The organism is Streptomyces sp. NPDC050625 (assembly GCF_040654755.1).
In the GTDB taxonomy this organism is placed as follows: domain Bacteria; phylum Actinomycetota; class Actinomycetes; order Streptomycetales; family Streptomycetaceae; genus Streptomyces.
Window position 1 is genome coordinate 13,016 of sequence record NZ_JBFAIQ010000006.1, and the last position, 25,868, is coordinate 38,883.

At 71.8% G+C, this 25,868-nt stretch carries 23 protein-coding genes; 17 read left to right on the top strand and 6 right to left on the bottom strand.

Going from position 1 to position 25,868, the window contains the following annotated elements; all coding sequences use genetic code 11:
* Positions 1-170 precede the first annotated feature (170 nt).
* Positions 171-1,307 (top strand): glycosyltransferase family 4 protein, encoded by a 1,137-nt coding sequence (locus AB0I54_RS15750; protein ID WP_363296547.1) that lies wholly within the window; start codon positions 171-173, stop codon positions 1,305-1,307.
* Here AB0I54_RS15750 and AB0I54_RS15755 read toward each other — a convergent pair.
* The 3 genes from AB0I54_RS15755 to AB0I54_RS15765 form a co-directional block, all read right to left on the bottom strand.
* Positions 1,304-2,983: a PucR family transcriptional regulator gene (locus AB0I54_RS15755; protein WP_363296548.1), complete on the bottom strand. Its 1,680-nt coding sequence runs from the start codon at positions 2,981-2,983 to the stop codon at positions 1,304-1,306. The genes AB0I54_RS15750 and AB0I54_RS15755 overlap by 4 nt on opposite strands.
* A 50-nt stretch (positions 2,984-3,033) precedes the next feature.
* Complete coding sequence (locus tag AB0I54_RS15760) at positions 3,034-4,377, bottom strand: FAD-binding oxidoreductase (protein ID WP_363296549.1); 1,344 nt, start codon at positions 4,375-4,377, stop codon at positions 3,034-3,036.
* A 131-nt stretch (positions 4,378-4,508) separates the two neighbouring features.
* The gene (locus AB0I54_RS15765) at positions 4,509-6,311 is read right to left on the bottom strand and encodes a glycoside hydrolase family 15 protein (RefSeq protein ID WP_363296940.1); all 1,803 of its coding nucleotides are present in this window, start codon (positions 6,309-6,311) and stop codon (positions 4,509-4,511) included.
* A gap of 509 nt (positions 6,312-6,820) precedes the next feature.
* Between AB0I54_RS15765 and AB0I54_RS15770 the strand changes: the two genes are divergently transcribed.
* The 12 genes from AB0I54_RS15770 (at position 6,821) to AB0I54_RS15825 (ending at position 21,227) form a co-directional block, all read left to right on the top strand.
* Positions 6,821-8,509, top strand: coding sequence for a CTP synthase (locus tag AB0I54_RS15770; protein ID WP_363296941.1), 1,689 nt, complete (start codon positions 6,821-6,823; stop codon positions 8,507-8,509).
* Between the two features lie 98 nt (positions 8,510-8,607).
* The gene (locus AB0I54_RS15775; protein WP_363296550.1) at positions 8,608-9,234 is read left to right on the top strand and encodes an NUDIX hydrolase; all 627 of its coding nucleotides are present in this window, start codon (positions 8,608-8,610) and stop codon (positions 9,232-9,234) included.
* A 205-nt stretch (positions 9,235-9,439) separates the two neighbouring features.
* Positions 9,440-11,506, top strand: coding sequence for a tetratricopeptide repeat protein (locus AB0I54_RS15780; RefSeq protein ID WP_363296551.1), 2,067 nt, complete (start codon positions 9,440-9,442; stop codon positions 11,504-11,506).
* A gap of 136 nt (positions 11,507-11,642) precedes the next feature.
* Entirely contained in the window at positions 11,643-12,767 is a 1,125-nt protein-coding gene (gene ald, locus AB0I54_RS15785; protein ID WP_363296552.1) for an alanine dehydrogenase, read from the top strand.
* A gap of 370 nt (positions 12,768-13,137) precedes the next feature.
* Complete coding sequence (locus AB0I54_RS15790; RefSeq protein WP_363296553.1) at positions 13,138-14,313, top strand: ParA family protein; 1,176 nt, start codon at positions 13,138-13,140, stop codon at positions 14,311-14,313.
* Positions 14,298-14,885, top strand: coding sequence for a hypothetical protein (locus AB0I54_RS15795; protein WP_363296554.1), 588 nt, complete (start codon positions 14,298-14,300; stop codon positions 14,883-14,885). Before AB0I54_RS15790 ends, AB0I54_RS15795 begins: the two co-directional genes overlap by 16 nt.
* Before the next feature lie 803 nt (positions 14,886-15,688).
* The gene (locus AB0I54_RS15800; protein WP_363296942.1) at positions 15,689-16,807 is read left to right on the top strand and encodes a segregation/condensation protein A; all 1,119 of its coding nucleotides are present in this window, start codon (positions 15,689-15,691) and stop codon (positions 16,805-16,807) included.
* A complete protein-coding gene (gene scpB, locus AB0I54_RS15805) occupies positions 16,804-17,454 on the top strand; it encodes an SMC-Scp complex subunit ScpB (RefSeq protein WP_363296555.1) in 651 nt (216 codons plus the stop codon). Before AB0I54_RS15800 ends, scpB begins: the two co-directional genes overlap by 4 nt.
* Before the next feature lie 12 nt (positions 17,455-17,466).
* Positions 17,467-18,534, top strand: a complete 1,068-nt coding sequence (locus AB0I54_RS15810; protein WP_363296556.1) for a pseudouridine synthase — start codon at positions 17,467-17,469, stop codon at positions 18,532-18,534.
* 150 nt (positions 18,535-18,684) lie between these two features.
* A complete protein-coding gene (locus AB0I54_RS15815) occupies positions 18,685-19,434 on the top strand; it encodes an NUDIX domain-containing protein (protein ID WP_363296557.1) in 750 nt (249 codons plus the stop codon).
* Positions 19,431-20,450, top strand: a complete 1,020-nt coding sequence (locus AB0I54_RS15820; protein ID WP_363296558.1) for an ADP-ribosylglycohydrolase family protein — start codon at positions 19,431-19,433, stop codon at positions 20,448-20,450. Before AB0I54_RS15815 ends, AB0I54_RS15820 begins: the two co-directional genes overlap by 4 nt.
* Positions 20,451-20,453: 3 nt before the next feature.
* Positions 20,454-21,227 (top strand): nucleotidyltransferase domain-containing protein, encoded by a 774-nt coding sequence (locus tag AB0I54_RS15825; RefSeq protein WP_363296559.1) that lies wholly within the window; start codon positions 20,454-20,456, stop codon positions 21,225-21,227.
* Here AB0I54_RS15825 and AB0I54_RS15830 read toward each other — a convergent pair.
* Genes AB0I54_RS15830 through AB0I54_RS15840 form a run of 3 tightly spaced genes read right to left on the bottom strand, consistent with a single transcriptional unit; the run spans position 21,199 to position 22,676 of the window.
* The gene (locus AB0I54_RS15830; RefSeq protein ID WP_363296560.1) at positions 21,199-21,645 is read right to left on the bottom strand and encodes a Rieske (2Fe-2S) protein; all 447 of its coding nucleotides are present in this window, start codon (positions 21,643-21,645) and stop codon (positions 21,199-21,201) included. The two genes, AB0I54_RS15825 and AB0I54_RS15830, sit on opposite strands and share 29 nt — an antisense overlap.
* Positions 21,642-22,217, bottom strand: a complete 576-nt coding sequence (locus AB0I54_RS15835) for a DUF6529 family protein (RefSeq protein WP_363296561.1) — start codon at positions 22,215-22,217, stop codon at positions 21,642-21,644. Before AB0I54_RS15835 ends, AB0I54_RS15830 begins: the two co-directional genes overlap by 4 nt.
* A 24-nt stretch (positions 22,218-22,241) precedes the next feature.
* The gene (locus tag AB0I54_RS15840; RefSeq protein WP_363296562.1) at positions 22,242-22,676 is read right to left on the bottom strand and encodes a hypothetical protein; all 435 of its coding nucleotides are present in this window, start codon (positions 22,674-22,676) and stop codon (positions 22,242-22,244) included.
* Positions 22,677-22,915: 239 nt separating this feature from the next.
* Between AB0I54_RS15840 and aroH the strand changes: the two genes are divergently transcribed.
* From aroH to AB0I54_RS15860, 4 genes are all read left to right on the top strand, one after another.
* Positions 22,916-23,278 carry a chorismate mutase gene (gene aroH / locus AB0I54_RS15845; protein ID WP_363296563.1) on the top strand — a complete coding sequence of 121 codons (363 nt, stop codon included), beginning with the start codon at positions 22,916-22,918 and terminating at the stop codon, positions 23,276-23,278.
* Complete coding sequence (locus tag AB0I54_RS15850; protein WP_363296564.1) at positions 23,275-24,360, top strand: prephenate dehydrogenase; 1,086 nt, start codon at positions 23,275-23,277, stop codon at positions 24,358-24,360. The genes aroH and AB0I54_RS15850 overlap by 4 nt, the downstream gene beginning before the upstream one ends.
* Before the next feature lie 157 nt (positions 24,361-24,517).
* Complete coding sequence (gene cmk / locus AB0I54_RS15855) at positions 24,518-25,213, top strand: (d)CMP kinase (RefSeq protein ID WP_363296565.1); 696 nt, start codon at positions 24,518-24,520, stop codon at positions 25,211-25,213.
* Positions 25,210-25,857 carry a lysophospholipid acyltransferase family protein gene (locus AB0I54_RS15860; RefSeq protein WP_363296566.1) on the top strand — a complete coding sequence of 216 codons (648 nt, stop codon included), beginning with the start codon at positions 25,210-25,212 and terminating at the stop codon, positions 25,855-25,857. The genes cmk and AB0I54_RS15860 overlap by 4 nt, the downstream gene beginning before the upstream one ends.
* Positions 25,858-25,868: the final 11 nt, after the last annotated feature.

Consider the following 25,868-nt stretch of genomic DNA (forward strand, 5'->3'; position numbering starts at 1 on the left):
GGGCCGAGCAGCGTGCGCCTCCTCCCGGTTCCCGGAACACCCCTCAGTCCTGGCATCCTTGGCAGGGAACGCGGTACGCGTAGGAGGCGCGCGCGGGGTCATCCCCTCGCCCGATACCTTCTGTACGTTTCTTCGTGACCGCCCGACGCCGAACCAGGAGCCCCGGCCACGTGAGCCACGTGAGCAGCAACTCGCCGCACGGTCAGTCGCCGCTGCGCACCGTGCAGGTGCTGGGCGGAGGCAACGCCGGCAGCAGCGCGCACGTGCGCTCCCTGGCCGCCGGACTGGTCGCCCGGGGCGTGCGCGTCACGGTGTGCGCCCCCGCCGAGGCCGACCGCGCCTATGACTTCACCGGTGTCGGCGCCGAGCACGTCCACATCCCGCGCAGCAGCGACCCGGGTTCGGTCGCCGCGCTGCGAGCGGTCTGTGCGGACGCCGACCTGGTGCATGCGCACGGGCTGCACGCCTCCTTCCGTACCGTGCTCGCGCTCAGTGGCCGGGACACCCCGCTGGTCGTCACCTGGCACAACCGGGCGCACGCCGAGGGGGCCCGCGGGCATCTGCTGCGGCTGCTGGAGCGGCGGGTCGTGCGGACGGCGGCCGTGGTGCTCGGCACCACCTCGGACCTGGTGGACCGGGCACGCCGCACCGGCGCCCGGGACGCCCGGCTCGCCGCCGTCGCGCTGCCCGGCTCGCGCCCGCCCGCCGAGGTGGACGACCCCGACCGGCAACCTCCCAAGGTGCGGGCCGAACTCGGTGCCACCGGACGCCCGTTGCTCATCGCCGTCGGCTCCCTCGACCGGCACCGCGGCTATGACGTCCTGCTGGACGCGGCCCGCGCCTGGCGCCGCCTCGATCCTTCTCCGCTGCTCGTGATCGCGGGGGAGGGACCGCTGCGCCCGGAACTGCAGCGGCGCATCGAGGACGAGGAACTTCCGGTCCGGCTCATCGGGCGGCGCGAAGACGCGCGCGAGCTGCTCGACGCCGCCGATCTCGCGCTGCTGACCAGCAGGTGGGAGCCCCGCTCCGTCCTCGCCCAGGAAGCCCTGCACGCGCGCGTGCCGCTCGTCGCGACCGCCGTCGGCGGCATCCCGGACCTCGTCGGCGACGCGGCCGAACTCGTACCGTACGGCGACCCGGCGGCGCTCGCCGAAGCCGTCGTACGACTGCTCGGCGATCCCGAACGCTGCGAACTGCTCAGGGACAGAGGCGTACGGCAGGCGGCCGGCTGGCCGACCGAGGACGAGACCGTGGCCCAAGTCCTCAGTGTGTACGACGAGTTGACCCAGCCGCGCGCCTTCTCCTAGGGCACGTGCCGACGGGCGCGCAGGGCCAGGCTCAACGCCAGTACCGTCTGCGGGTCGTCGAGGTCCGTGCCCAGCAACTCCCCGATGCGGGCGAGCCGGTTGTAGAGCGTCTGCCGGTTGAGGTGCAGCTCGCGGGCCGTCTCGGCCTTGCGGCCCGCGTGGGCCAGATAGGTCTGCAGCGTGGGCAGCAGCGGCGGCTTGGAGCGGTTGTCGTGGTCCCGCAGCGGGCCGATGGCGCGTTCCACGAAGGCCGCCAGGTCCGGGTGGTCGCGCAGCCGCCACAGCAGGAGGTCAATGTCGAGGCGGCGCGCGTCGTACCAGGGGCGGTCCGACAGGCCCTGCGCCGCCGTCGCGGTCTCCGCCGCGTGCCGCAGCCCGGCCGACGCCGCAGCCCAGCCGCCGGCCACCCCGACGACCACGACGGGCGGCTGCGCTCCCGGCCGCTGCATCCCGGCCCGCTCCACCCCCGCCCGCAGCGCCGCCGCGACCCGGTCGGCCACGGCCGAGCGCTCCGACTCCGACCGCAGTCCGAGCAGCAGCGGCACCCGCCCCTCCACGGGCCGCACGCCCAGCAGGACCGGCACCCCCACCGAGGCCAGCTCCTCCGCGACCGCGCGCGCAAGGACGGCCCAGCCGCCGCCCGGTGAGAGGGTGTCGCCCAGCCGCATCACCACCGGCAGCAGCGGGCTGTTGCCCGGCTTGAAGCCCAGCACCCGGGCCTGCGCGGGCGCGTCCTCGGCCGCGATGCGCCCCTCGGCGAGGTCGGTCAGGAAGTCACCGCGCCCGCGTGCCGCGAGCTCCTCCTCCTGACGGGCCTGCATCAGCACGACGGCCAGGATGCCGGCGGCCCGCTCGGCGGCGATCCGGTGCACGGGAGCCAGCGGATTCCGCACCGGCAGCAGGACCAGCCGGGCGCGCACCGACCCCGTGCCCGGTCCGCCGCCCGGCACGTCCACCAGCACCGAACCGGCCGGCGGCGGCGCGTCCTTGTGCTGGCCGCGCAGCCCCTCCCACACCTGCAGCGGGTCCGCACCCTCGGGCCCGGACCCGGCCGCGTACAGGAGCTGGCCGTCGGTCGTCTCCAGGAACACCGGGTTGCCGCTGAAGTCCGCCAGGATGCTCAGCACCTGCGGGACCCCGCCGCCGCCCAGCAGGGCCTCGGTGCAGCGGCGGTGCACCTCCTCGGCCCGCTGGAGCAGCGCGTAGTGGCCGTTGACGATCTCGGTGTGGATCTCCTCGGTGACCGTCACGAACGGCACCTCGCGGTGCAGCTGGACGAGCGGCAGACCGGTCGCCCTCGCGGTGTCGACGAGGGCGGCGGGCAGCCGGGTGAAGCGCGGGCCGAGCTCCACGACCAGGGCCGCGATACCGCGCTCCGCGAGGGTGCGCACGAACGCCCGCTGGTCGGCCGGGCGGGTGCCCAGACCGTAGCCGGTGGTGAGCAGCAGCTCGCCGCCCTTCAGCAGCGAGGCGATGTTCGGCACCTCGCCCGCGTGCACCCAGCGCACGGTGCGCCCCAGCCGGTCGGCGCCCGCGATGATCTCCGGGAGCCCACTGCGCAGCCCGGGCAGCTCCAGCGCCCGCTGAACGGTGATCCCCGCGCCCTGCGTGTCGAATCCGCCGCCGGCTCTGCTGTCCGTACCGCTGCCCGTTCTGCTGTCCGCACCGCTGTCCATGCAGCGGACGCTACCTGCGGGAATGCCATGGCGTCAGCTCCGGCGGCGGGCTAGACGGGCCGGATGTTGTGGTTGCAGCGGAAGACGTTGTCGGGGTCGTACGTCCGCTTCACCTTCTCCAGCCGCAGCAGGTTCCCGGCGCCCAGCCCCGCGCCGACCCGCTCGGGGCCCTCGTCCCCGACGAGGCCGAGGCAGACGGCACCGGTGGTCCAGGGACGGACGTCGGCGCGGGCGTCCCGGACCCAGGCCAGGGCCCGCTCGTCATCGGCCGGGTCGGCCCATCGGGCGAAGGGGTGCGCCGTCCAGGACGTGTCCCGGTACGGAACCGGGTACCGGGCGGGTCCGGTGGCCGCGGCGCCACCACCCGGGAAGAGCGTGTACCGGGACCCGCTGGGCACGGGTACGGGAACGGCCTCCGCGCGGGCGCAGAAGGCGTCCACCAGTTCATCGGGCAGATCGGTCAGGCACTCCGCGGACCAGTGGGCGCGCAGTCCGGGGAAACAGTCCAGCAGGCGCAGCGCCTCGGCGCCCGGCAGCAGCGCCTCGTACGGCAGTGCCAGCAGGGGCTCGGCCACCTTGCGCAGGTCCGCCTCACCGCCCGTGTACGTCAGCAGGGCGCCGTACACCGGCCTGCCCGAGGCCGGGTACGTCATGGCTCCGCTCGCCTGGTCGGGTCCCGTTCGGATGATCTCGCGGAAGGTACGGACCACCTCGCGGCCGTACTCGGGGCGGTACAGCAGCAGCGCGACGGAGAACTCCGGCAGCTCGTGCAGCTCCAGGGTCAGCGCGGTGGCGATGCCGAAGTTGCCGCCGCCGCCGTGCAGGGCCCAGAACAGCTCCGGGTTCTCGTCGGGGCTGGCATGGATGCGTTCGGCGTCGGCGGTGACCAGCTCGACGGCGATCAGGCTGTCCACCGTGAGGCCGAAGGCCCGGTCCAGCAGTCCGGTGCCACCGCCCAGGACGAACCCGGCGACGCCGACGGCCGCGGCCGCGGTGCCGCCTGCGGCCAGGCCGTAGGGCCGCGTGGCCCGGTGCAGCCGGCCCATCGTGGTGCCGCCCTCGACCCGTGCGGCCTCCCCGGCGGGATCGACGGTCACCTCGTGCATCCGGCGCAGATCCACCAGGAGCGCGCCCTCGGTCGGCGCCGTGCCGGCCAGGCCGTGGCCGCCGCCGCGTACGGCGATGCGCAGATCGAGGTCCCTCGCGAAGCGCACGGCCCGGACGACGTCGCCCTCGTCCGCGCACCGCGCGATCACGGCCGGGCGCAGGTCGATCGTCCCGCTGAACACGGTCCGGGCCTCGTCGTAGCCCGGATCCCCGGGGGCGAACACCTCGCCGACCAGATCCTCGCGCAGCGCGCCGAGGGCCGCGCGCGCCTTGGAGAGGGAAGCCATGCCGCCCCCTTCCGAAGAGGGCCGGTCCGTCCCTTCCAGCCTAGGCGGGCAGGCCCACCGGGTCGCGCCGCCGACCACGCTCCGCCCGAGCCCGAGCCAACCCCGCTCGCTCCGCCAACCCCCCGGAGGGCTCAGCCCCCGTACGCGCCGGAGGCCGTCAGGCGGAGTGCCGTGTCGATCAGGGGGACGTGGCTGAAGGCCTGGGGGAAGTTGCCGACCTGGCGTTGGCGGCCCGGGTCCCATTCCTCCGCGAGCAGGCCCAGGTCGTTGCGCAGTGACAGCAGCTTCTCGAACAGCTTGCGGGCCTCGTCCACGCGGCCGATCATCGCGAGGTCGTCCGCCATCCAGAACGAGCACGCCAGGAAGGCGCCCTCGTCGCCGGGGAGACCGTCGACGCCCTCGTGCTCGCCCTCCGTCGGGTAGCGCAGGATGAAGCCGTCCGCCGTGGACAGCTCGCGCTGGATCGCCTCGATGGTGCCGATGACCCGCTTGTCGTCCGGCGGCAGGAAGCCCATCTGCGGGATCAGCAGGAGCGAGGCGTCCAGCTCCTTGGAGCCGTACGACTGCGTGAAGGTGTTGCGCTCCTTGTCGTAGCCCTTCTCGCACACGTCCCGGTGGATGTCGTCGCGCAGCTCGCGCCACCGCTCCAGCGGGCCGTCCGCGTCACCGGACTCGATCAGCTTGATGGTGCGGTCCACCGCGACCCAGGCCATGACCTTGGAGTGCACGAAGTGCCGGCGCGGACCGCGCACCTCCCAGATGCCCTCGTCCGGCTCGTCCCAGTGGTCCTCCAGGTAGCGGATCAGCTTCAGCTGGAGGAGGGAGGCGTAGTCGTTGCGGGCGAGCCCGGTCATATGGGCCAGGTGCAGGGCCTCGGTGACCTCGCCGTACACATCCAGCTGGAGCTGGTGCGCGGCGCCGTTGCCGACCCGGACCGGGGCCGAGTTCTCGTAGCCGGGCAGCCAGTCCAGCTCGGCCTCGCCCAGCTCGCGCTCGCCCGCGATGCCGTACATGATCTGCAGGTTCTCCGGGTCGCCGGCGACCGCCCGCAGCAGCCACTCACGCCATGCGCGGGCCTCCTCGCGGTAGCCGGTGCGCAGCAGCGAGGACAGGGTGATCGCCGCGTCGCGCAGCCAGGTGTAGCGGTAGTCCCAGTTGCGGACGCCGCCGATGTCCTCGGGCAGGGAGGTGGTGGGCGCGGCGACGATGCCGCCGGTCGGGGCGTACGTCAGCGCCTTCAGGGTGATCAGGGAGCGGATCACCGCCTCACGGTACGGGCCGTGGTACGTACAGTGCTCGACCCACTCGCGCCAGAACTCCTCGGTCGCCTCCAGCGAGGTCTCCGGCTCCGGCAGCGGCGGCGGCTCCTTGTGCGAGGGCTGCCAGGAGATCGTGAACGCGATCCGGTCACCCGGGGCCACCGTGAAGTCGGCGTAGGTGGTCAGCGACTTTCCGTAGGTCTCGGCCTCGGTGTCGAACCACACCGAGTCGGGACCGGCGACCGCCACCGTCCGGCCCTCGTGCTTGTGCACCCACGGCACGACCCGCCCGTACGAGAACCGCATCCGCAGCGCCGAGCGCATCGGCACCCGCCCGGTGACGCCCTCGACGATCCGGATCAGCTGCGGGGCACCGTCACGCGGCGGCATGAAGTCGGTCACGCGCACCGTGCCGCGCGGGGTGTCCCACTCCGACTCCAGGATCAGCGAGTCGCCCCGGTAGGTGCGCCGCGCCGCCGTGGGCGGCTCCGAGTCGGCCGCGTGGGCGGGTCCGAGCCGCCAGAATCCGTGCTCCTCGGTGCCCAGCAGACCGGCGAAGATGGCGTGCGAGTCGAAGCGGGGCAGGCACAGCCAGTCGACTGTGCCGTCCCGGCAGACCAGCGCCGCGGTCTGCATGTCTCCGATGAGTGCGTAGTCTTCGATGCGCCCGGCCACGTGCAACTCCAGTCGAACGGCCACGTCGCCCCCAGGGAAAAGGGGGCTTTCGCTAGTGCGGTCAAGGGGTCGTTGTTGTGCGTCGTTGAGCGGTGAAGCAAAGCAGCCGCCCCGCCCTGAGGCAAAACGACAGTCATAGCTCAACGAACTGCCGAGCTCTCGTTGTTCCGGTTGGTACGAGCGGGGGTGTGCCGTCTTCTTCCGGCCGGGCTCTGCAGCGAGTGTCCGAGCAGGATACGACGCACGTAGATGATCTGCGTGCCGCTCCCGGCAACCCGTGTGGGCCGAACGAGTGAGCACCGGGTGAGAACACCGTAAGGCGTGCGCGCCCGTGTCGGCCCGTGCGCGGAGCGTGGCCGGAAGCCATCTCCTCGCGGCGCTGATACCCTGGTAGCCCGTGGACCGGTGGGCAAGAAACCCCCGAACCGCAGCGACGGCACCCCCGGAAACCTCCGGGCGGGGAGTCGTACCGCACCACAGATCGCGACCACGGGAGCCCCCTCTTGGCCATGCCGCCCACGGCTTTTCGACACGTCACAGCCACGACGACCAAGCACATCTTCGTCACCGGGGGTGTCGCCTCCTCTCTCGGCAAGGGCCTCACGGCCTCCAGCCTCGGCATGCTGCTCAAGGCCCGGGGACTGCGCGTCGTGATGCAGAAGCTCGACCCGTACCTGAACGTCGATCCGGGCACGATGAACCCGTTCCAGCACGGTGAGGTGTTCGTCACCAACGACGGCGCCGAGACCGACCTGGACATCGGACACTACGAGCGCTTCCTCGACCGCGACTTGGACGGCTCCGCCAACGTCACTACAGGCCAGGTGTACTCGACCGTCATCGCCAAGGAGCGGCGCGGTGAGTACCTGGGCGACACGGTGCAGGTCATCCCGCACATCACCAACGAGATCAAGCACCGCATCCGCCGTATGGCCACCGACGAGGTGGACGTCGTGATCACCGAGGTCGGCGGCACGGTCGGCGACATCGAGTCGCTGCCGTTCCTGGAGACGGTCCGCCAGGTCCGGCACGAGGTCGGCCGTGACAACGTCTTCGTCGTCCACATCTCGCTCCTGCCGTACATCGGCCCTTCGGGAGAGCTGAAGACGAAGCCGACCCAGCACTCGGTTGCGGCCCTGCGGAACATCGGTATCCAGCCGGACGCGATCGTGCTGCGCTGCGACCGCGAGGTGCCCACCGCGATCAAGCGCAAGATCTCGCTGATGTGCGACGTCGACGAGGCCGCCGTGGTCGCCTGCCCCGACGCCCGCTCGATCTACGACATCCCGAAGACGGTGCACGGCGAGGGCCTGGACGCCTACGTCGTCCGCAAGCTCGACCTGCCCTTCCGTGACGTGGACTGGACGACCTGGGACGACCTGCTCGACCGCGTCCACAACCCCGACCACGAGATCACCCTCGCCCTGGTCGGCAAGTACATCGACCTGCCCGACGCCTATCTCTCGGTCACCGAGGCGCTGCGCGCCGGCGGCTTCGCCAACAAGGCCCGCGTCAAGATCAAGTGGGTCACCTCGGACGACTGCAAGACCCCGGCGGGCGCCAAGGCGCAGCTGGGCGACGTGGACGGCATCTGCATCCCGGGCGGCTTCGGCGACCGCGGTGTGCTCGGCAAGGTCGGCGCCATCCGCTACGCCCGCGAGAACAGGATCCCGCTGCTCGGTCTCTGTCTGGGCCTGCAGTGCATCGTGATCGAGGCCGCGCGCAACCTGGCCGACATCCCCGACGCCAACTCCACCGAGTTCGACGCCGCCACCGGCCACCCGGTCATCTCCACCATGGCCGAGCAGCTGGACATCGTCGCCGGTGAGGGCGACATGGGCGGAACGATGCGGCTGGGCATGTACCCGGCCAAGCTGGCCGAGGGCTCCATCGTGCGCGAGGTGTACGACGGCAAGGAGTACGTCGAGGAGCGGCACCGGCACCGCTACGAGGTGAACAACGCCTACCGCGCGGAGCTGGAGAAGAAGGCCGGCATCCTCTTCTCGGGCACCTCCCCGGACGGCAAGCTCGTCGAGTACGTCGAGTACCCGCGCGATGTCCACCCCTACCTGGTCGCCACGCAGGCGCACCCGGAGCTGCGCTCGCGTCCGACCCGTCCGCACCCGCTGTTCGCCGGGCTCGTGAAGGCGGCTGTCGAGCGTCAGCAGGCAGCGGGCGCGCAGGAGAATTCGAAGTAACACACCAGTTGTACGGTTGCCGGGGCGCATACCTTCAAAAGGTGGGCACCCCGGTTTCAGCCGACCGGTCTTTTGTGAAGCGTGTGGAAGGACAGGGCATGACGATCAAGGACACCCCCGAGGAGTGGGAGATCCGGGCCACGGAGACCCCCTTCGTGGGGAACAAGACCTCCGTCCGCACGGACGAGGTGGTCATGCCCGGCGGTTCGGTGGTCCGCCGCGACTACCAGGTCCACCCCGGTTCGGTGGCGGTCGTCGCCCTCGACGAGGAGGACCGCGTTCATCTCATCCGCCAGTACCGCCACCCGGTCCGGCACAAGCTGTGGGAGATCCCGGCCGGACTGCTCGACGTGCCCGGCGAGAACCCGCTGCACGCCGCCCAGCGCGAGCTGTACGAGGAGGCGCACGTCAAGGCCGAGGACTGGCGGGTCCTGACCGACGTGTACACCACCCCCGGCGGCTGCGACGAGTCCGTACGGATCTTCCTCGCCCGTGATCTGTCCGAGGCCGACGGGCAGCGCTTCGAGGTCGAGGACGAGGAGGCCGACATGGAGCACGCGCGCGTGCCCGTGGCGGAGCTCGTCCGGGGTGTGCTCGCCGGCGAGCTGCACAACAACTGCCTCGTCGTGGGGATCCTTTCCCTGGTCGCCGCCCGCAACGGCGACGGCCTCGACGCCCTGCGCCCGGCCGAGGCACCGTGGCCCGCGCGTCCCTTCGAGTCCTGAACCCGGCCACCTCGACTCCTGACACCGGCCACCTCCGGTCCTGAAGTCGACCACCCCGCCACCGGTGTGACGATCGCCTGATCCGATCGAGGGACCCGCCCGCCGTGCTCCGCACGGATCGTCGCAGAGCGTGAACTAGGCTCGACTCACGCCCGAACCGGAGTCCCGGCGGGCTTGCACGTTCGGTGGGACGGGAGTGTGGCCCGTGACGGATCAGGCGGTGGACACGGACGGAGCGGGGCCGTCGGGCGACGCGTCGGCGAAGAGCCATTTCCTGGGCCGTACAAGGGAGTTGAAGGAACTCCGGGCCGACATCGAGCGAGCGGGCCTGGACACCCTCTCCGGCCGCAAGGCCCCACGCGCGCGCGTGCTCCTCATCGCGGGCCGGCCCGGCTCCGGCCGTACGGCACTCGCCGAGGAGCTCGTACGACAGGTCGCCGACCGCTATGCCGACGGAGTGCTGCGCGTCCGGCTCGGCGAACCCGACGGCACCCCGGTGCCGGTCGAGCGTGCCGCCCGCGAACTGCTCACCGCCCTGGACCTGCCCACCCCGCCCGGAGCCGGCGAGGACGAGCTCAGCGAGGCGCTGCGCGCGGCCCTGGCCGAGCGGCGGGTGCTGCTCCTGCTGGACGACGCGGCGGGCGCCGAGCAGGTCGACGCGCTGCTGCCGGACTCCCCGGACTGCCTGGCCGTCGCCGTGTCCCAGGGCCCGCTCACCGGGATCACGGACGTCCGGCCCTGCACCCTGGGCGGCCTCGACACCAAGTCGGCCCTGGAACTGCTGACCCGGTACACCGGCTCCGTCCGCATCACCGTGGACCCGCGCGCCGCCGAGAGCCTCGTCGAGGTGTGCCAGGGTCAGCCCGCCGCGCTGGCCCTGGCCGGTGGCTGGCTCGCCGCGCGGCCCCAGGCGGGCGTCTCCGACCTGGCCAAACGTCTGCATGCCGAGGCCGACGAGGGGACGCCGCTCAGCCGGGCCTTCCGGCTCGTCCACGAGCAGCTGCCGGCCCCGGCCGCCCGGATACTGCGACTGCTCTCCCTGGCCCCCGCCGGACTGGTCGACCCGCACACCGCCTCCGCGCTGGCCGGCTGCTCGGTGAGCACCGCCCGCACCGCCCTGGACGACTTCGTCGCCCTCAACCTGCTGCGGGCCGTGGACTCCCCGCTGCCGCAGTACGAGGTCCCCGGCTGCCTCCACCCCCTGCTGCACGCCCTCGCCGAGAGCCATGACCGCCCCGGCGAGCTCCAGCTGGCCCGCGCCCGCATGCTGGAGCGGACCGTACGGCTGCTGCAGTCCTGCCGGGCGATCACCGAGACGGACAACCCCGAGGCGCGCGAGAAGCTCCAGGGCCTGCCCCGCTCCCTGCGCTTCCCCAGCCCCAGGGCGGCCGCCGACTGGCTCGACATCCGCCGTCCCGCCCTGCTGGCCGCGGCCCGCCTCGCGGTCGCCGACGGGGAGCTGGACACACTGGCCCGCCGGCTGATGTCCCAGCTGGTCAGGGCGATGGTGGCGCATGTCGGAACCCAGGCGGCCGCGCCCGACCTGTACGGCATCCACCGCCTCGTCCTCGATGTGGCCGAGCGCCGCGGACTGCCCCGCGAGAAGGCCGCCGCCCTGCTGAACCTGGGCGACCTGGACGCCCGGACCGGCCGGACGAGCGAGGCGCTGGTCCGCTACCGGGCGGCGCTGGAGGCCGGACGCGAGGCGAACGACCCGTACGCCACCGGCCGCGCGATGGAATCCGTAGGCGGCACGCATCAGGAGCTGGGGGACTACGACCGGGCCGCGGACTGGTTCGGCCGGGCCCTCGCCCAGCGCCTGGCCCGCGACGAGCGCGCGGACGCCGCCCGGCTGTACGGCCGTATCGGCACCGCCCACACCTATGCGGGCCGCTACGGCGAGGCGCTGCGGAACTGGCGCGCGGCCGTTGCCGGGCACCGCAAGAGCGGTGATGTCGCCGCTCAGGCACGGGCGTTGAGCGAACTGGCCCGGGTCCAGGAGTACGCCGGGCGGCCCGAGGAGTCGCTGTACACCTGCCAGGAGGCGGTGGAGTGGGCGCGCCGCGCCGACGACGTCCGGCTGCAGGCCGCGCTGCAGCTGCGGCTCGCGGACACCCTGGAGCGGCTGGGCGACTCCGCCGCCGCTCGACTGCACCGTGGGGCCGCCGAGCGCATGCTGGGAGAGGAACTCCAGGAGAGCCACGAGAGCGACACAGAAGCAGCCCCCGGCTCTGATGCCTGCGAAATCCGCAGCACATCCATCGAAGATTGATGCAATGAAAGGCTAGACAGCCGGAACACCTTCATTAAACTGGCTCTGCCGCACGTTCTCCTGCGGTGCATCCTGGTGTGCCCCTGCATGCCGGGTATGTCTTGCAATGCCCCCACACCCCCCTGAGCCAAGGACCGTGATCGACGTGAAGGTCGGCATCCCCCGCGAGGTCAAGAACAACGAGTTCCGGGTGGCCATCACCCCCGCCGGCGTGCACGAGCTGGTGCGCAACGGCCACCAGGTCGTCGTCGAGCGGAACGCCGGCGTCGGCTCCTCGATCCCGGACGAGGAGTACGTGGCGGCCGGCGCCGAGATCCTGGAGACCGCGGACGAGGTCTGGGCCACCGCCGACCTGCTGCTGAAGGTCAAGGAGCCCATCGCCGAGGAGTACCACCGCCTCCGCAAGGACCAGATCCTCTTCACCTACCTGCACCTGGCCGCCTCCAAGGAGTGCACGGACGCCCTCCTGGAGTCCGGCACCACGGCGATCGCCTACGAGACGGTCGAGCTGCCCAACCGCGCGCTCCCGCTGCTCGCCCCGATGTCCGAGGTCGCGGGCCGGCTCGCCCCGCAGGTCGGCGCCTACCACCTGATGGCCGCGGCCGGCGGCCGCGGTGTGCTGCCCGGCGGTGTCCCGGGCGTGCCGGCCGGCAAGGCCGTCATCATCGGCGGCGGCGTCTCCGGCTGGAACGCCGCGCAGATCGCCATCGGCCTGGGCTTCCACGTGACCCTGCTCGACAAGGACATCAACAAGCTCAAGGAAGCCGACAAGATCTTCGGCACGAAGATCCAGACCGTCGTCTCCAACGCCTTCGAGCTGGAGAAGGCCTGCCTGGAGGCCGACCTCGTCGTCGGTGCGGTCCTGATCCCGGGCGCCAAGGCCCCGAAGCTGGTCACCAACGAGCTGGTGTCCCGGATGAAGGCGGGAAGTGTCCTTGTCGACATCGCGATCGACCAGGGCGGCTGCTTCGAGGACTCCCACGCGACCACGCACGCCGAGCCGACCTTCAAGGTCCACAACTCGGTCTTCTACTGCGTGGCCAACATGCCCGGCGCGGTGCCCAACACCTCCACCTACGCGCTGACCAACGCCACGCTGCCGTACATCGTCTCGGTCGCCAACAACGGCTGGGTCGAGGCGCTGCGCCGCGACGCCGCGCTGGCCAAGGGTCTCAACACGCATGACGGCAAGGTCGTTTACAAGGAGGTCGCCGAGGCCCACGGCCTGGAGCACCTGGACCTGGAGACCCTGCTCGGCTGAGCCGGCCGCCGAGCCGCTCCGCTAAGTCACCATACGGTAAAGGCGATACGTCAACACGCCTCGTCAACCGCGCGTACCCGGCCGGACCTTGCCCGACAAGGTCCGGCCGGATGTGTGTATGGTCACTTTGCGACGCTCGGTCAACTCGCCTCGAACGTAACTCTTCGACCGATTCGCACACCGGTGAAACCTGCCGTGCGACGGCCGTACGCCCTTGACAGAGGGATGTTTCATTGCCGACACATCCTGCCGGGTCCGGCGGATTGTGTTGCTGCGGACCGCCGACACGCCATAGAGTCGCCAACCGTCGGCATGGTGCCACGCTGACCTGTCTAGAAGTTTCCTGGTCACCAAGGAGGTAAGACGACTTGTGAATGAGTCGACATTTTCTCCCGGGGGTGGTCAACCAGGAACGCCGGTACGGGCCCAGGGCCCCGCGGGGTTCGAGGCTGTCGGCTCCGTCGCGGTGCGTACCTTCGCCCAACAGAGTCACCGGTCCGCAGGGGTGACTCACTCAGCACACCAGAGCATGGATGGCCATCACGTGAACGCCATGGCCGGCGACGGAAGTGGCGCGCCCCACAACCAACTCGCCGACTACGACGAACTGCCCGAGGGGCACTTCTACGACCCCGACGCCGAATACGAGCCGGACCCGGAGTACGCGGCCACGCTCGCGCCCGACGCTGCCCGCCAGCGCCGCGAGCGCATCGGCCCGACCGGGCGCCCGCTGCCGTACTTCCCGATCCCGGGCCCGCTGACCGACCACGGCCCCGCGAAGATCATCGCGATGTGCAACCAGAAGGGCGGCGTCGGCAAGACGACGTCGACCATCAACCTGGGTGCCGCGCTCGCGGAGTACGGCCGACGCGTGCTGCTCGTGGACTTCGACCCGCAGGGCGCGCTGTCGGTGGGTCTCGGCGTCAACCCGATGGAGCTCGACCTCACCGTCTACAACCTGCTCATGGAGCGGGGCATGTCCGCGGACGAGGTCCTCCTGAAGACGGCGGTCCCCAACATGGACCTGCTGCCCAGCAACATCGACCTGTCGGCCGCCGAGGTCCAGCTGGTCTCCGAGGTCGCGCGCGAGTCCACGCTCCAGCGTGCGCTCAAGCCGCTGATGGACGACTACGACTACATCGTGATCGACTGCCAGCCCTCGCTCGGTCTGCTCACCGTCAACGCGCTGACGGCCGCGCACAAGGTGATCGTGCCGCTGGAGTGCGAGTTCTTCGCCCTGCGTGGTGTCGCGCTGCTCACCGAGACCATCGAGAAGGTCCAGGAGCGGCTCAACCCGGAGCTGGAGCTCGACGGGATCCTCGCGACGATGTACGACTCGCGCACGGTCCACAGCCGTGAGGTGCTGGCCCGTGTGGTCGAGGCGTTCGACGACCACGTCTACCACACGGTCATCGGCCGCACGGTCCGCTTCCCGGAGACCACGGTCGCCGGTGAGCCGATCACCACGTACGCCTCCAACTCCGTCGGTGCCGCCGCCTATCGCCAGCTCGCCAGGGAGGTGCTCGCCCGGTGTCACGCCGAGTGAGTCTGCCGGGGGCCGACGAACTGTTCCGTACGACAGGGGGAATGGCGCTCCAGCCGTCCACTCCCCGGCGCCCCGCCAACGGCGAGGCCCGGGTGCCGGCTCCCGCGGGGGAGAGCGACGCGGCGGCCGCCGCGTCGGAGGATGTGCCGCCGTCGGTGCCCGTGCAGGGCGGTGACGGCGACGGCGCGGAGCATGTGGCCGCGGAGGCCGAGCCGACCGACGCGGGCGAGTCCCGCAGCCGGGCCGCCTCGGCGGAGCGGTCGGCACGGCGGCAGGCGGCGCAGGAAGGTTCTGCCGCCTCCTCCGCCGGCGCGCAGCCCCGCAAGCGCGGGAGCCGGGCGGCGGCGGCGCGGCGCCCCAGCGGGCGCGAGCGGCACGACGAGAAGATCACCGTGTATGTGTCGGCCGAGGAACTGATGGACCTGGAGCACGCCCGACTGGTGCTCCGTGGCGAGCACGGGCTGGCCGTCGACCGCGGACGCATCGTCCGCGAGGCGGTCGCGGTGGTGCTGGCCGACCTGGAGTCCCGGGGAGAAGCGAGCATCCTGGTACGGCGGCTGCGCGGCCGGTAGTCGGCTCGGTGGGCGCCAAGCGATAGCCTGCGACGGCCATGACCTCGAACGACGTTCCCGCCTCCGGCCCCCCGGCCGGCCGCAGACGTGCCCTGGGGCGGGGACCGGGCACGGCTCCGTCGCCGCCGGATGCCGGGCAGGCAGCTCAGCCAGGGGCCCCCACGACCCACCCGAACCCAAACCCCGAGCCACCCACCCCGCCCACGGAATCCGACCCGTCCACACCGCCTCGAAGCCCGTCTCCCGCCCCCGAGGCGACCTTCCCTGAGCCCGAGCCGGAGGGTTCGCGGTCTGGGCCCGTTGTGTCGGAGGCGGGGCGTGCTCGGCCCGGGGCGGTCCGTCCTGGGCCTGAGTCGGAGGGCTCGGCGGCAGAGCCGGGGATTTCCGAGTCCGGGGCTGCGCGTCCGGGGCTTGAGCCCGAGCCGGAGGGTTCGCGGTCTGGGTCCGTTGTGTCGGAGGCGGGGCGTGCTCGGCCCGGGGCGGTCCGTCCTGGGCCTGAGTCGGAGGGCTCGGCGGCAGAGCCGGGGATCTCCGAGTCCGGGGCTGCGCGTCCGGGGCTTGAGCCCGAGCCGGAGGGTTCGCGGTCTGGGTCCGTTGTGTCGGAGGCGGGGCGTGCCCGGCCCGAGGCGGTCCTTCCTGGGCCTGAGTCGGAGGGCTCGGCGGTAGAGCCGGGGATTTCCGTAGCCGGGACTGTCCCCCCGGGCTCCGGGCGTGTGAGCCTTCTTTCCGAGCCCGAGTCGGATGACTCGCGGTCCGGTTCCGTCGTGTCAGGGCGCGGGATCTCCGAGTCAGAGACCGTGGTCTTGGGCGGCAAGCCGGGGACGTCCGAGCCTGCGGCTGCGCTTCCGGGCCACGAGGCGGGGCTCGCCCGGCCCGGGGCGGTTCTTCCTGGGGCCGGGGCGGAGGGATCGTCGGTCGGGACGGGGATCTCCGTGACCGGGACTGTCCCCCCGGGCTCCGAGTTTGCGGGTCTTCTCGCCGAGGCCGGCTCCGTGGTGCCGGGACGTGAGCCGGGGCTCCCCGGGGCCGGGCCGGGTCTTGGCGCGGTCGGGGTGGAGTCTGCGGAGTCGCGGTCGGCAGGTGTCTCCTCCGGGGAGGATGCCGCCGTCGTCGACGGTGTGTTCAAGGTGCGGCTTGCCAACTTCGAGGGGCCCTTTGATCTGCTTCTCCAGTTGATCTCGAAGCACAAGCTGGACGTCACCGAGGTCGCCCTCTCCAAGGTGACCGACGAGTTCATGGCGCACATCCGGGCGATGGGGCCGGACTGGGACCTGGATCAGACGACCGAGTTCCTCGTCGTCGCCGCCACCCTGCTCGACCTCAAGGCCGCCCGGCTGCTGCCCGCCGCCGAGGTCGAGGACGAGGCCGACCTGGCCCTGCTGGAGGCCCGGGACCTGCTGTTCGCGCGGCTGCTGCAGTACCGGGCGTACAAACAGATCGCGGACATCTTCAATCACCGCCTCGATCAGGAGGCCCGCCGCTACCCCCGTACCGTCGGCCTCGAACCGCACCACGCCGAGCTGCTGCCCGAGGTCGTCATCAGCATCGGACCCGAGGGGTTCGCCAAGCTCGCCGTCAAGGCGATGCAGCCCAAGGCCAAGCCCCAGGTGTACGTCGACCACATCCACGCCCCGCTGGTCAGCGTGCAGGAGCAGGCCGGGATCGTCGTCGCGCGGCTCAGGGAGATGGGAGAGGCCAGCTTCCGGGTCCTTGTCGAGGACACCGACGACACCCTGACCGTCGTGGCCCGTTTCCTGGCCCTGCTGGAGCTGTACCGCGAGAAGGCCGTCGCGCTGGATCAGGAGACCGCCCTCGGGGACCTGATCGTGCGGTGGACCGGTGGGGACAGCGACGAGACACCGCGGGTGACCGACGAGTTCGATCGGCCGCCCGAGGAGCCCAAGGAGGAGAAGAAGGCGTGAGCGAGGAGTTCACCGACGTCCCGGCGGGTCTGCGCACCGTCGCCGACCTCGACCTCAAGCCCGCCCTGGAGGCGGTCCTCATGGTCGTGGACGAACCCGCGACCGAGGAGCACCTCTCGAAGATCCTCCAGCGGCCGAGGCGGCAGATCGCGGACGCGCTGCGCGAGCTGGCCGACGAGTACACCGTCCAGGGACGGGGATTCGAGTTGCGGCTCATCGCCGGCGGCTGGCGTTTCTACACCCGCCCCGAGTACGCCGCCGCCGTCGAGGGCTTCGTCCTGGACGGCCAGCAGGCCCGTCTCACCCAGGCCGCGCTGGAGACCCTGGCCGTCGTCGCCTACCGCCAGCCGGTGAGCCGCAGCCGTGTCTCGGCCGTACGCGGAGTGAACTGCGACGGTGTGATGCGCACCCTCCTGCAGCGCGGTCTGGTCGAGGAGGCGGGCACGGAACCCGAAACAGGTGCGATCCTGTACAGGACGACGAACTACTTCCTGGAGCGGATGGGCCTGCGCGGTCTGGACGAGCTCCCGGAGCTCGCGCCCTTCCTCCCGGAGGCGGAGGCGATCGAGGCCGAGACCCAGGAGGGCGTACCGTCGTTCGACCCGGACGCGCCCGACGCGCCCGGCGGTCAGGACGCAGACGACTAAGACGGAAACTTGATGCGAAGCAGCGGCAGCGGCAAGAGCGGCGGGCGCGGGAACTACCGCGGTGCCGGCAACAACAGGGACGAGCGGCAGGGGCAGGGCCGTCCCCGCAAGCCCCGTCCCGAGGAGCGCCGCTACGACGTGGGCCCCGGCGCCACGAAGGACGGCCCCAAGGCGGGGCGCGGCGGCGCCGCCCGCGGCGGTGCCAAGGGCGGCCCCAAGCAGTCCCAGCAGAGCGGCGGCGGGCGTACGGCTCCGGGTCGCTCCCGCGAGTACGAGGCGCGGGCCGAGGAGCGCAACCGCGAGCGGTACGCGGGCAAGAAGGACGTCAAGCTGCCCAAGACCTTCCCGGGCGCCGAGCAGGAGGGCGAGCGGCTGCAGAAGGTCCTCGCGCGCGCGGGCTACGGCTCCCGGCGTGCCTGCGAGGAGCTCATCGAGCAGGCGCGCGTCGAGATCAACGGCGAGATCGTCCTGGAGCAGGGCCGCCGTGTCGACCCGGAGAAGGACGAGGTCAAGGTCGACGGCCTGACGGTGGCGACCCAGTCGTACCAGTTCTTCTCGCTGAACAAGCCCGCCGGTGTCGTGTCGACGATGGAGGACCCCGAGGGGCGCCAGTGCCTCGGCGACTACGTCACCAACCGCGAGACGCGGCTCTTCCACGTCGGCCGGCTCGACACCGAGACCGAGGGCGTCATCCTGCTCACCAACCACGGCGAGCTGGCCCACCGTCTGACCCACCCCAAGTACGGCGTGAAGAAGACCTATCTCGCGGCCATCGTGGGCCCGATCCCGCGCGACCTCGGCAAGCGCCTGAAGGACGGCATCCAGCTGGAGGACGGCTACGCGCGCGCGGACCACTTCCGGGTCGTCGAGCAGACCGGCAAGAACTACCTCGTCGAGGTGACCCTCCACGAGGGCCGCAAGCACATCGTGCGCCGCATGCTCGCCGAGGCCGGCTTCCCGGTCGAGAAGCTGGTGCGGACCTCCTTCGGCCCGATCACCCTGGGCGACCAGAAGTCGGGCTGGCTGCGGCGGCTGTCGAACACCGAGGTCGGCATGCTGATGAAGGAGGTCGACCTCTAGGAGGGCTCTCAGCGGCTCTGTGGCGGCCGGTACCGGGTTTCCCGGTACCGGCCGCTTCCGTGTGCGCGAAAGGCGCTCAGGGGGCAGCTGAGGGCTTGCGATGGCGGGGCGCCTCATTTATAGTCGCAGTGACTATTAGTCGTCCTGGCCATGAGGCCCGACCATGAAGGAGGCGAGACCGTGGAGGGCTACGACAAGTACGCGCACGAACCCTTCGCCGTCACCGTCGACCTCGCCGTACTCACCCTGCGCGCGAACGCGTTGCACGTGCTGCTCGTCGAGCGGGGCCAGGAACCCTTCGCCGGCCACTGGGCGCTGCCCGGCGGTTTCGTGCTGCCGGACGAGTCCGCCGAGACGGCCGCCCGGCGTGAACTCGCCGAGGAGACCGGCCTGTCGGACGTCTCCGGACTGCATCTGGAACAGCTGCGCACCTACAGCGAGCCCGGCCGCGACCCCCGGATGCGGGTCGTGTCGGTCGCGTTCGCCGCGCTGCTGCCCGACGCGCCCGAGCCGCACGGCGGCGGTGACGCGGCCCAGGCCCGCTGGCTGCCGTACGACGCCGCCCGGCCGCTCGCCTTCGACCACGACCGGATCCTCGCCGACGCCCACGAACGCGTCGGCGCCAAGCTCGAATACACCTGCCTCGCCACCGCCTTCTGCCCGCCCGAGTTCACCCTCGGCGAGCTGCAGCAGGTCTACGAGACGGTGTGGGGTACGGCGCTCGACCGCCCCAACTTCCGCCGCAAGGTGCTGGCCACACCGGGGTTCGTCGAGCCCGTGCCCGGGGCCGCGCGGCTGACCGGCGGCCGCGGCAAGCCGGCCGCCCTGTACCGCGCGGGCACCGCCACCGCCCTGCACCCACCCCTGCTCCGACCGTCCCGGGAAGGACGCCCCGCATGACCACCACCGTGAACAAGCGCGCCGCCACCGGATCCCTGCTGGGCCTCGCCCTCGGGGACGCGCTCGGCTTCCCCACCGAGTTCAACGACGTCCCGTCGATCCTCGCCAAGTGCGGACCCTGGCGGGAGATGGAGCTGCCGAAGCGCGCCTTCGTCTCCGACGACACCCAGATGACGCTGGCGCTGGGCCGCGGGCTGCGCACGGCCATGGACCGCGGGGTGCTCGCGCCCAAGCGGCTGGAGCGGCCGCTGCGCGAGGAGTTCGTGGACTGGTACCAGTCGCCGGAGAACAACCGGGCTCCCGGGCGCACCTGCCTGACCGCGTGCAGCCTCCTCAAGGAGGAGGGGCGGGCCTGGCAGGACGCCAGCCAGATCGGCTCCAAGGGCTGCGGCGCCAACATGCGCGTCGCCCCGATCGGTCTCGTCCCCGGCCTGAGCGACGAACAGCGCGCCGGCGCCGCCCAGTTGCAGTCCGCGCTGACCCACGGGCATCCGACGGCACTGGCCGCCTCCGACCTCACCGCCCGCGCCGTACGGCTGCTCGCCCACGGCACCGAGCCCACCGGCCTGGTCGGACTGCTGCGCTCGTACGCCCTCGACAACCGCACCCGCTACCACCACACCTGGCTCGGCGATCTGTGGACCCGCTCGCAGGACCCTTCGCCCGAGCACTTCATCGCGCGCGGCTGGGACGAGTGCCTGGAAATCCTGGGCCGCCTCCAGGAGGCCGTGCGCACCGCCGCGCCCGAGGCCGACCCGTGCCTGGCCACGGGCGCGGGCTGGATCGCCGAAGAGGCCCTGGCGACCGGCCTGCTGTGCTTCCTGCTCTTCGTCGACGAACCGGTCACCGCCCTGCGCCGGGCCGCGTGCAGCTCCGGCGACTCGGACTCCATCGCCTGTCTGACCGGCGCCTTCGCGGGCGCCCACCATGGCGCGGACGCCTGGCCGACCGCATGGGCGGACCGCATCGAATACGGGGGAGACCTGCTCACCCTGGGGGCGCTCTGGGACGCTTAGCCCATGATCGACGATCTCGACCTGGACCTGACGCCCGTCATCGCCGAGCAGCCCGACCCCCTGCTGTTCGCGACCGTCTCCGGCGCGCATCTGTACGGCTTCCCCTCGCAGGACTCCGACCTGGACCTGCGGGGCGTCCATCTGCTGCCCGCCGCCGACCTGGTGGGGCTGCGGGAGCCGGACGAGACGCGGTCACGGACCTGGGTGCGCCACGGCGTCGAGCTGGACCTCGTCACCCACGATCTGCGCAAGTTCGTACGACTGATGCTGCGCCGCAACGGCTACGTCCTGGAGCAGCTGCTCTCACCCCTGGTCGTGCACACCACCGACGCGCACAGCGAGCTGGCCGAGCTCGCGGCCGGCGTCCTGACCCGTCATCACGCCCACCACTACCGGGGGTTCGCGGTCACGCAGTGGCGGCTCTTCGAGAAGACCGGTGAACTCAAGCCGCTGCTCTACACGTTCCGGGTGCTGCTCACCGGCATCCATCTGATGCGCAGCGGACAGGTGCAGGCCCATCTGCCCACGCTCGCCGCGGGACCGGACGCGCCCGCCTGTCTGCCGGAGCTGATAGCGGCGAAGGCGGAGCGGGAGCACGGGGCCGCCGAGGTCGACCACGCGCGCGTGGAGGCCGACGTGGAACGCCTGCACTCCGTGCTCGACGAGGCCCAGAGCGCCTCGGAGCTGCCCGACGCGCCCAGCGCCCATGACGCCCTGCACGACTTCGTGGTGCGCGTCCGGCTCGGGGTCACGCCAGGTGGATCGAATCCCCGTTGACCTTGATGTTCTCCGGCGGCAGCGGCTCGGTCGCCGGGCCGTGGGCCACCGCGCCGTTGCTGATGTCGAACTTGCTGCCGTGACAGGGGCAGTCGATCGTGCGGTCCGCGACCTGGGCCACGGTGCAGCCCCGATGGGTGCAGACGGCCGAGAAGGCCTTGAACTCGTTCTGGCTCGGCTGGGTGACCACGATCTTCTGTTCCTTGAAGATCGTGCCGCCGCCGACCGGGATCTGGCTGGTCTTCGCCAGCGCCTGCCCGGCGGTGGCGGCCACGGACGGTCCGGACTCCTTGGTCCCGGACTCCTTCTTCTCGCTGGAGTTCGTGCTCTCGCCGTAGTTGCTGCACCCCGCGCAACCCGCCGCGAGCGCCGCCGCGCCGGTCGCGAGAGCAGTGCGCCGCGTCGAGTCGTGCGTCATGTCGTCACTCCGAACGTGCGGAAGAACCAGAAGGCCGAGGTCAGCCAGATGACCGTGAGCACGGCGAACACCAGTCCGCCGACGACCGGCAGCAGCCAGCCGGGAAGACGCTCCGAGCGGAGCAGCAGCATCTTGGCACTGAAAGCACCGAAGAAGAAGCAACCCAGGAGGGAGTGCCACAAAACGCGTGTTTCATACGTCTGATAGCCGAACGCGTACAGACAGTGCACCGCCACCGGGACCGCCACCAGGAACGCCACCCGGCCCGACCAGCGGTGCAGTACCGGCGCCCAGCCCGGCCCGGGCAGCTTCCCGTACATCATCAGCGCCGATACCAGCTGGATCACCGCGAAGAAGACCGCGGTGGTCGCCAGCCACGACTTCACGGCGCCCGTGCTGCTGAACCCGGCGAGATTGAAGGCGGTCCCCGTCGGATGGTGGACCTTTCCGTACACACCGAGGGCGACCGCGACAGCGGCGGCCACCAGCGCCGGGACGAGATAGCGGGCCGGGTGCGGGCGGGATTCGGGCGAGGGGAAGCCCTGAGTGGCGGCGTTCGGGTCGACGTTCATGGTCGGCTCCCTCCGGTCACGGGGTCACGGGGTCACAGGACGTGCCGTCAGCCGCTCGCCGTCGACCGTGACCGCGCCGGTCGCCGGGTCGATGCGGGGCGCGGCGCCTGCCTTGCCGTCGCGGCTGAGGATGCCGACCTGCCGGCCGTCGGACAGCACGATCCAGCCGCCGTCGATCTTCGCGCCGCGCAAGTACGCGATCGCCTTGCCACCGCGGATCGACACGGCCACCGAGGAGGAGTCGTCGTCGGTGCGGCCCGCGTAGGAGGCGTCGGCGATCCGGGCGCGGGACGGGGTGGGAGCGGGTGACGTGGCGGATCCGGCCGGCGTCGGGACGGGCGACCGCTCCTTGTACGTGGGCACCGTGTGCCTCGACCCCGTCGTCGCGTCGAGCGTCAGCAGGAACAGGCCGAGCAGCAGACCCGCGAGGAGGGTCAGCAAAGGTCCGGGACGTTTCATGACGGGCCTCCCCCGAGGCGGGCTTGCTGACATCAGAGCGGACCGGCGGCCCCGACGTAAAGAGGCGCACGGGGGTGTTCTCACACGAAGTAGCCGGATACGGCGATATGGGTGACATTGGGAAGGTTCACCGCTCGGGGTGACCGTCTCAGCGGGCGGGCGCCGCCCACCGCACCGGCCCGCCCTGACTACGCTGGACGGACCAACAGCCGATACGCATCTCAGCAAGGAGCAGCGCCGTGGCGGTACGAGCGGTCCGGGGGGCCGTCCAGCTGGAACGGGACGAGGCCGGCCACATGGACGAGCAGGTCGGAGCCCTGCTCACCGCCATCCTGGAGCGGAACGGGCTGAGCGCGGACGACCTGATCAGCATCTGGTTCACGGCCACTCCCGATCTGCACAGCGACTTCCCGGCGGCCGCCGCCCGCAAGCTCGGCATCGTCGACGTGCCGCTGATCTGCGCCCAGGAGCTGGACATCGAGGGCGGCATGCCCCGGGTGGTCCGCGTCCTCGCCCACATCGAGTCGGAGCGGCCCCGCGCCGACATCGCGCATGTCTACCTCGGCGCCGCGGCCGCCCTGCGCAAGGACATCGCCCAGTGAGGACCGCTCTCGTCATCGGCACCGGCCTCATCGGCACGTCCGCCGCGCTCGCCCTGACCCAGCGCGGCGTGACCGTCCACCTCGCCGACTACAACCCCGAGCAGGCCCGTACGGCGGCCGCGCTGGGCGCCGGCACGGACGAGGCCCCGGAGGGTACCGTCGACCTCGCCGTCGTGGCCGCCCCGCCCGCACATGTGTCCGCGGTCCTCGCCGACGCCATGCGCCGCAACGCGGCCCGCGGCTATCTCGACGTGGCCAGCGTCAAGGGCGGTCCGCGCCGCGAGCTGGAGTCGCTGGGCCTCGACCTGTCGTCGTACATCGGCACGCACCCCATGTCGGGCCGGGAGAAGTCCGGCCCGCTGGCCGCGAGCGGCGACCTCTTCGAGGGCCGCCCCTGGGTGCTGACGCCCACCCGTGACACGGACACCGAGGTGCTGAACCTCGCCCTGGAGCTGGTCTCGCACTGCCGGGCGGTGCCGGTGGTCATGGACGCCGACGCCCACGACCGTGCCGTCGCCCTGGTCTCCCACATGCCCCACCTGGTCTCCAGCATGGTCGCCGCGCGCCTGGAGCACGCCGAGGAGACGGCCGTACGGCTGTGCGGCCAGGGCATTCGGGACGTGACCCGGATCGCCGCGTCCGACCCCCGGATGTGGATCGACATCCTGTCCGCGAACCCCGGTCCGGTCGCCGATCTGCTCGCCGACGTCTCCGCCGACCTCGACGAGACCGTCCGGGCCCTGCGCGCCCTGCAGTCGACCGACGACGCCAAGCGGCAGGAGGGCAGCTCCGGGATCGAGGACGTGCTGCGGCGCGGGAACGCGGGGCAGGTCCGGGTGCCCGGCAAGCACGGGTCCGCTCCGCGGATCTACGAGACGGTCGCCGTGCTCATCGACGACCAGCCCGGCCAGCTGGCCCGCATCTTCGCCGACGCGGGACGGGCCGGCGTCAACATCGAGGACGTACGCATCGAGCACGCGACCGGGCAGCAGGCCGGTCTGGTGCAGCTGATGGTGGAGCCGAAGGCGGCGGTGGCGCTGGCCGCTGCCTTGAGGGAGCGGGGCTGGGCGATCCGGCAGTAGGGCGCCCGGCGCCGCCGGTGCGGCCGTGGTGTGCGCCACGATGCTGCGAGGTCCCGTACCTCTCGCGTCCGGACGAGTGACCCGCACCCAGTAACCTTGTGCGGGGCGCCCTCGCGTCCCGCACACCCACCACACCGCACCAGGAAGGTGTCCCCCCGTGGAAAACGGCGCCGCCCGGACCGCCCTGCCCGTGATCGTCGCGATCGACGGCCCCTCCGGCACGGGCAAGTCGAGCACGTCGAAGGCCGTGGCCTCGAAGCTCGGCCTGAGCTACCTGGACACCGGGGCCCAGTACCGGGCGATCACCTGGTGGATGGTGAACAACGGCATCGACCTGGAGGACCCCACCGCGATCGCCGCCGTGGCGGGCAAGCCGGAGATCGTCTCGGGCACCGACCCGGCCAACCCCACGATCACGGTCGACGGCGTCGACGTGGCCGGCCCGATCCGCACCCAGGACGTCACCTCCAAGGTCAGCGCGGTCAGCGCGGTGCCCGAGGTGCGCGCCCGGATCACCGAGCTGCAGCGCACGCTGGCCGCCACCGCCGAGGTCGGCATAGTGGTCGAGGGCCGTGACATCGGCACCACGGTGCTGCCGGACGCCGACCTGAAGATCTTCCTGACCGCCTCCCCGGAGGCCCGCGCCGCCCGCCGCAGCGGTGAGCTCAAGGGCGCGGACGTCCACGCCACCCGCGAGGCGCTGATCAAGCGTGACGCGGCCGACTCCAGCCGTAAGGCCTCGCCGCTCGCCAAGGCGGGTGACGCGGTCGAGGTGGACACCACCGACCTCACGCTGCCGCAGGTCATCGAGTGCGTCGTCACCCTCGTCGAGGAGAAGCGGGCCGGAAAGTGACCGAAGCTGCTTCGGCGAGAGGCGCCGAGGTCGGGCGGCGCATCGGCGTCGGCCTGATGTACGGGCTGTGGAAGCCCCGTGTGCTCGGCGCCTGGAAGGTGCCCGCGACCGGCCCGGTGATCTTCGCCGTCAACCACTCCCACAACATCGACGGCCCGATGGTCATGGGCGTGGCGCCCCGGCCGACGCACTTCCTGATCAAGAAGGAGGCGTTCGTCGGTCCGCTCGGCCGGTTCCTGACCGGCATCGGCCAGGTGAAGGTGGACCGCGAGAGCACCGACCGCACGGCGATCGCGCGGGCGCTGGGCGTGCTGGAGGCCGGGGAAGTGCTCGGCATCTTCCCGGAGGGCACCCGGGGCGAGGGCGACTTCGCCTCGCTGCGTGCGGGCCTCGCCTACTTCGCGGTCCGCAGCGGCGCCCCCATTGTGCCCGTGGCCGTGCTGGGAAGTTCCGAGCGGCAGGGACGGTTGATGAAGGGACTGCCCCCGCTTCGCTCCCGTGTCGACGTCGTCTTCGGCGACCCCTTCGAGGCGGGCGACGGCAGCGGACGACGCACGCGCAGGGCGCTGGACGAGGCGACCGAGCGCATCCAGAAGCAGCTCACCGAGCACCTGGAAAACGCCAGGCGCCTGACCGGGCGCTAGGCGACACTGAG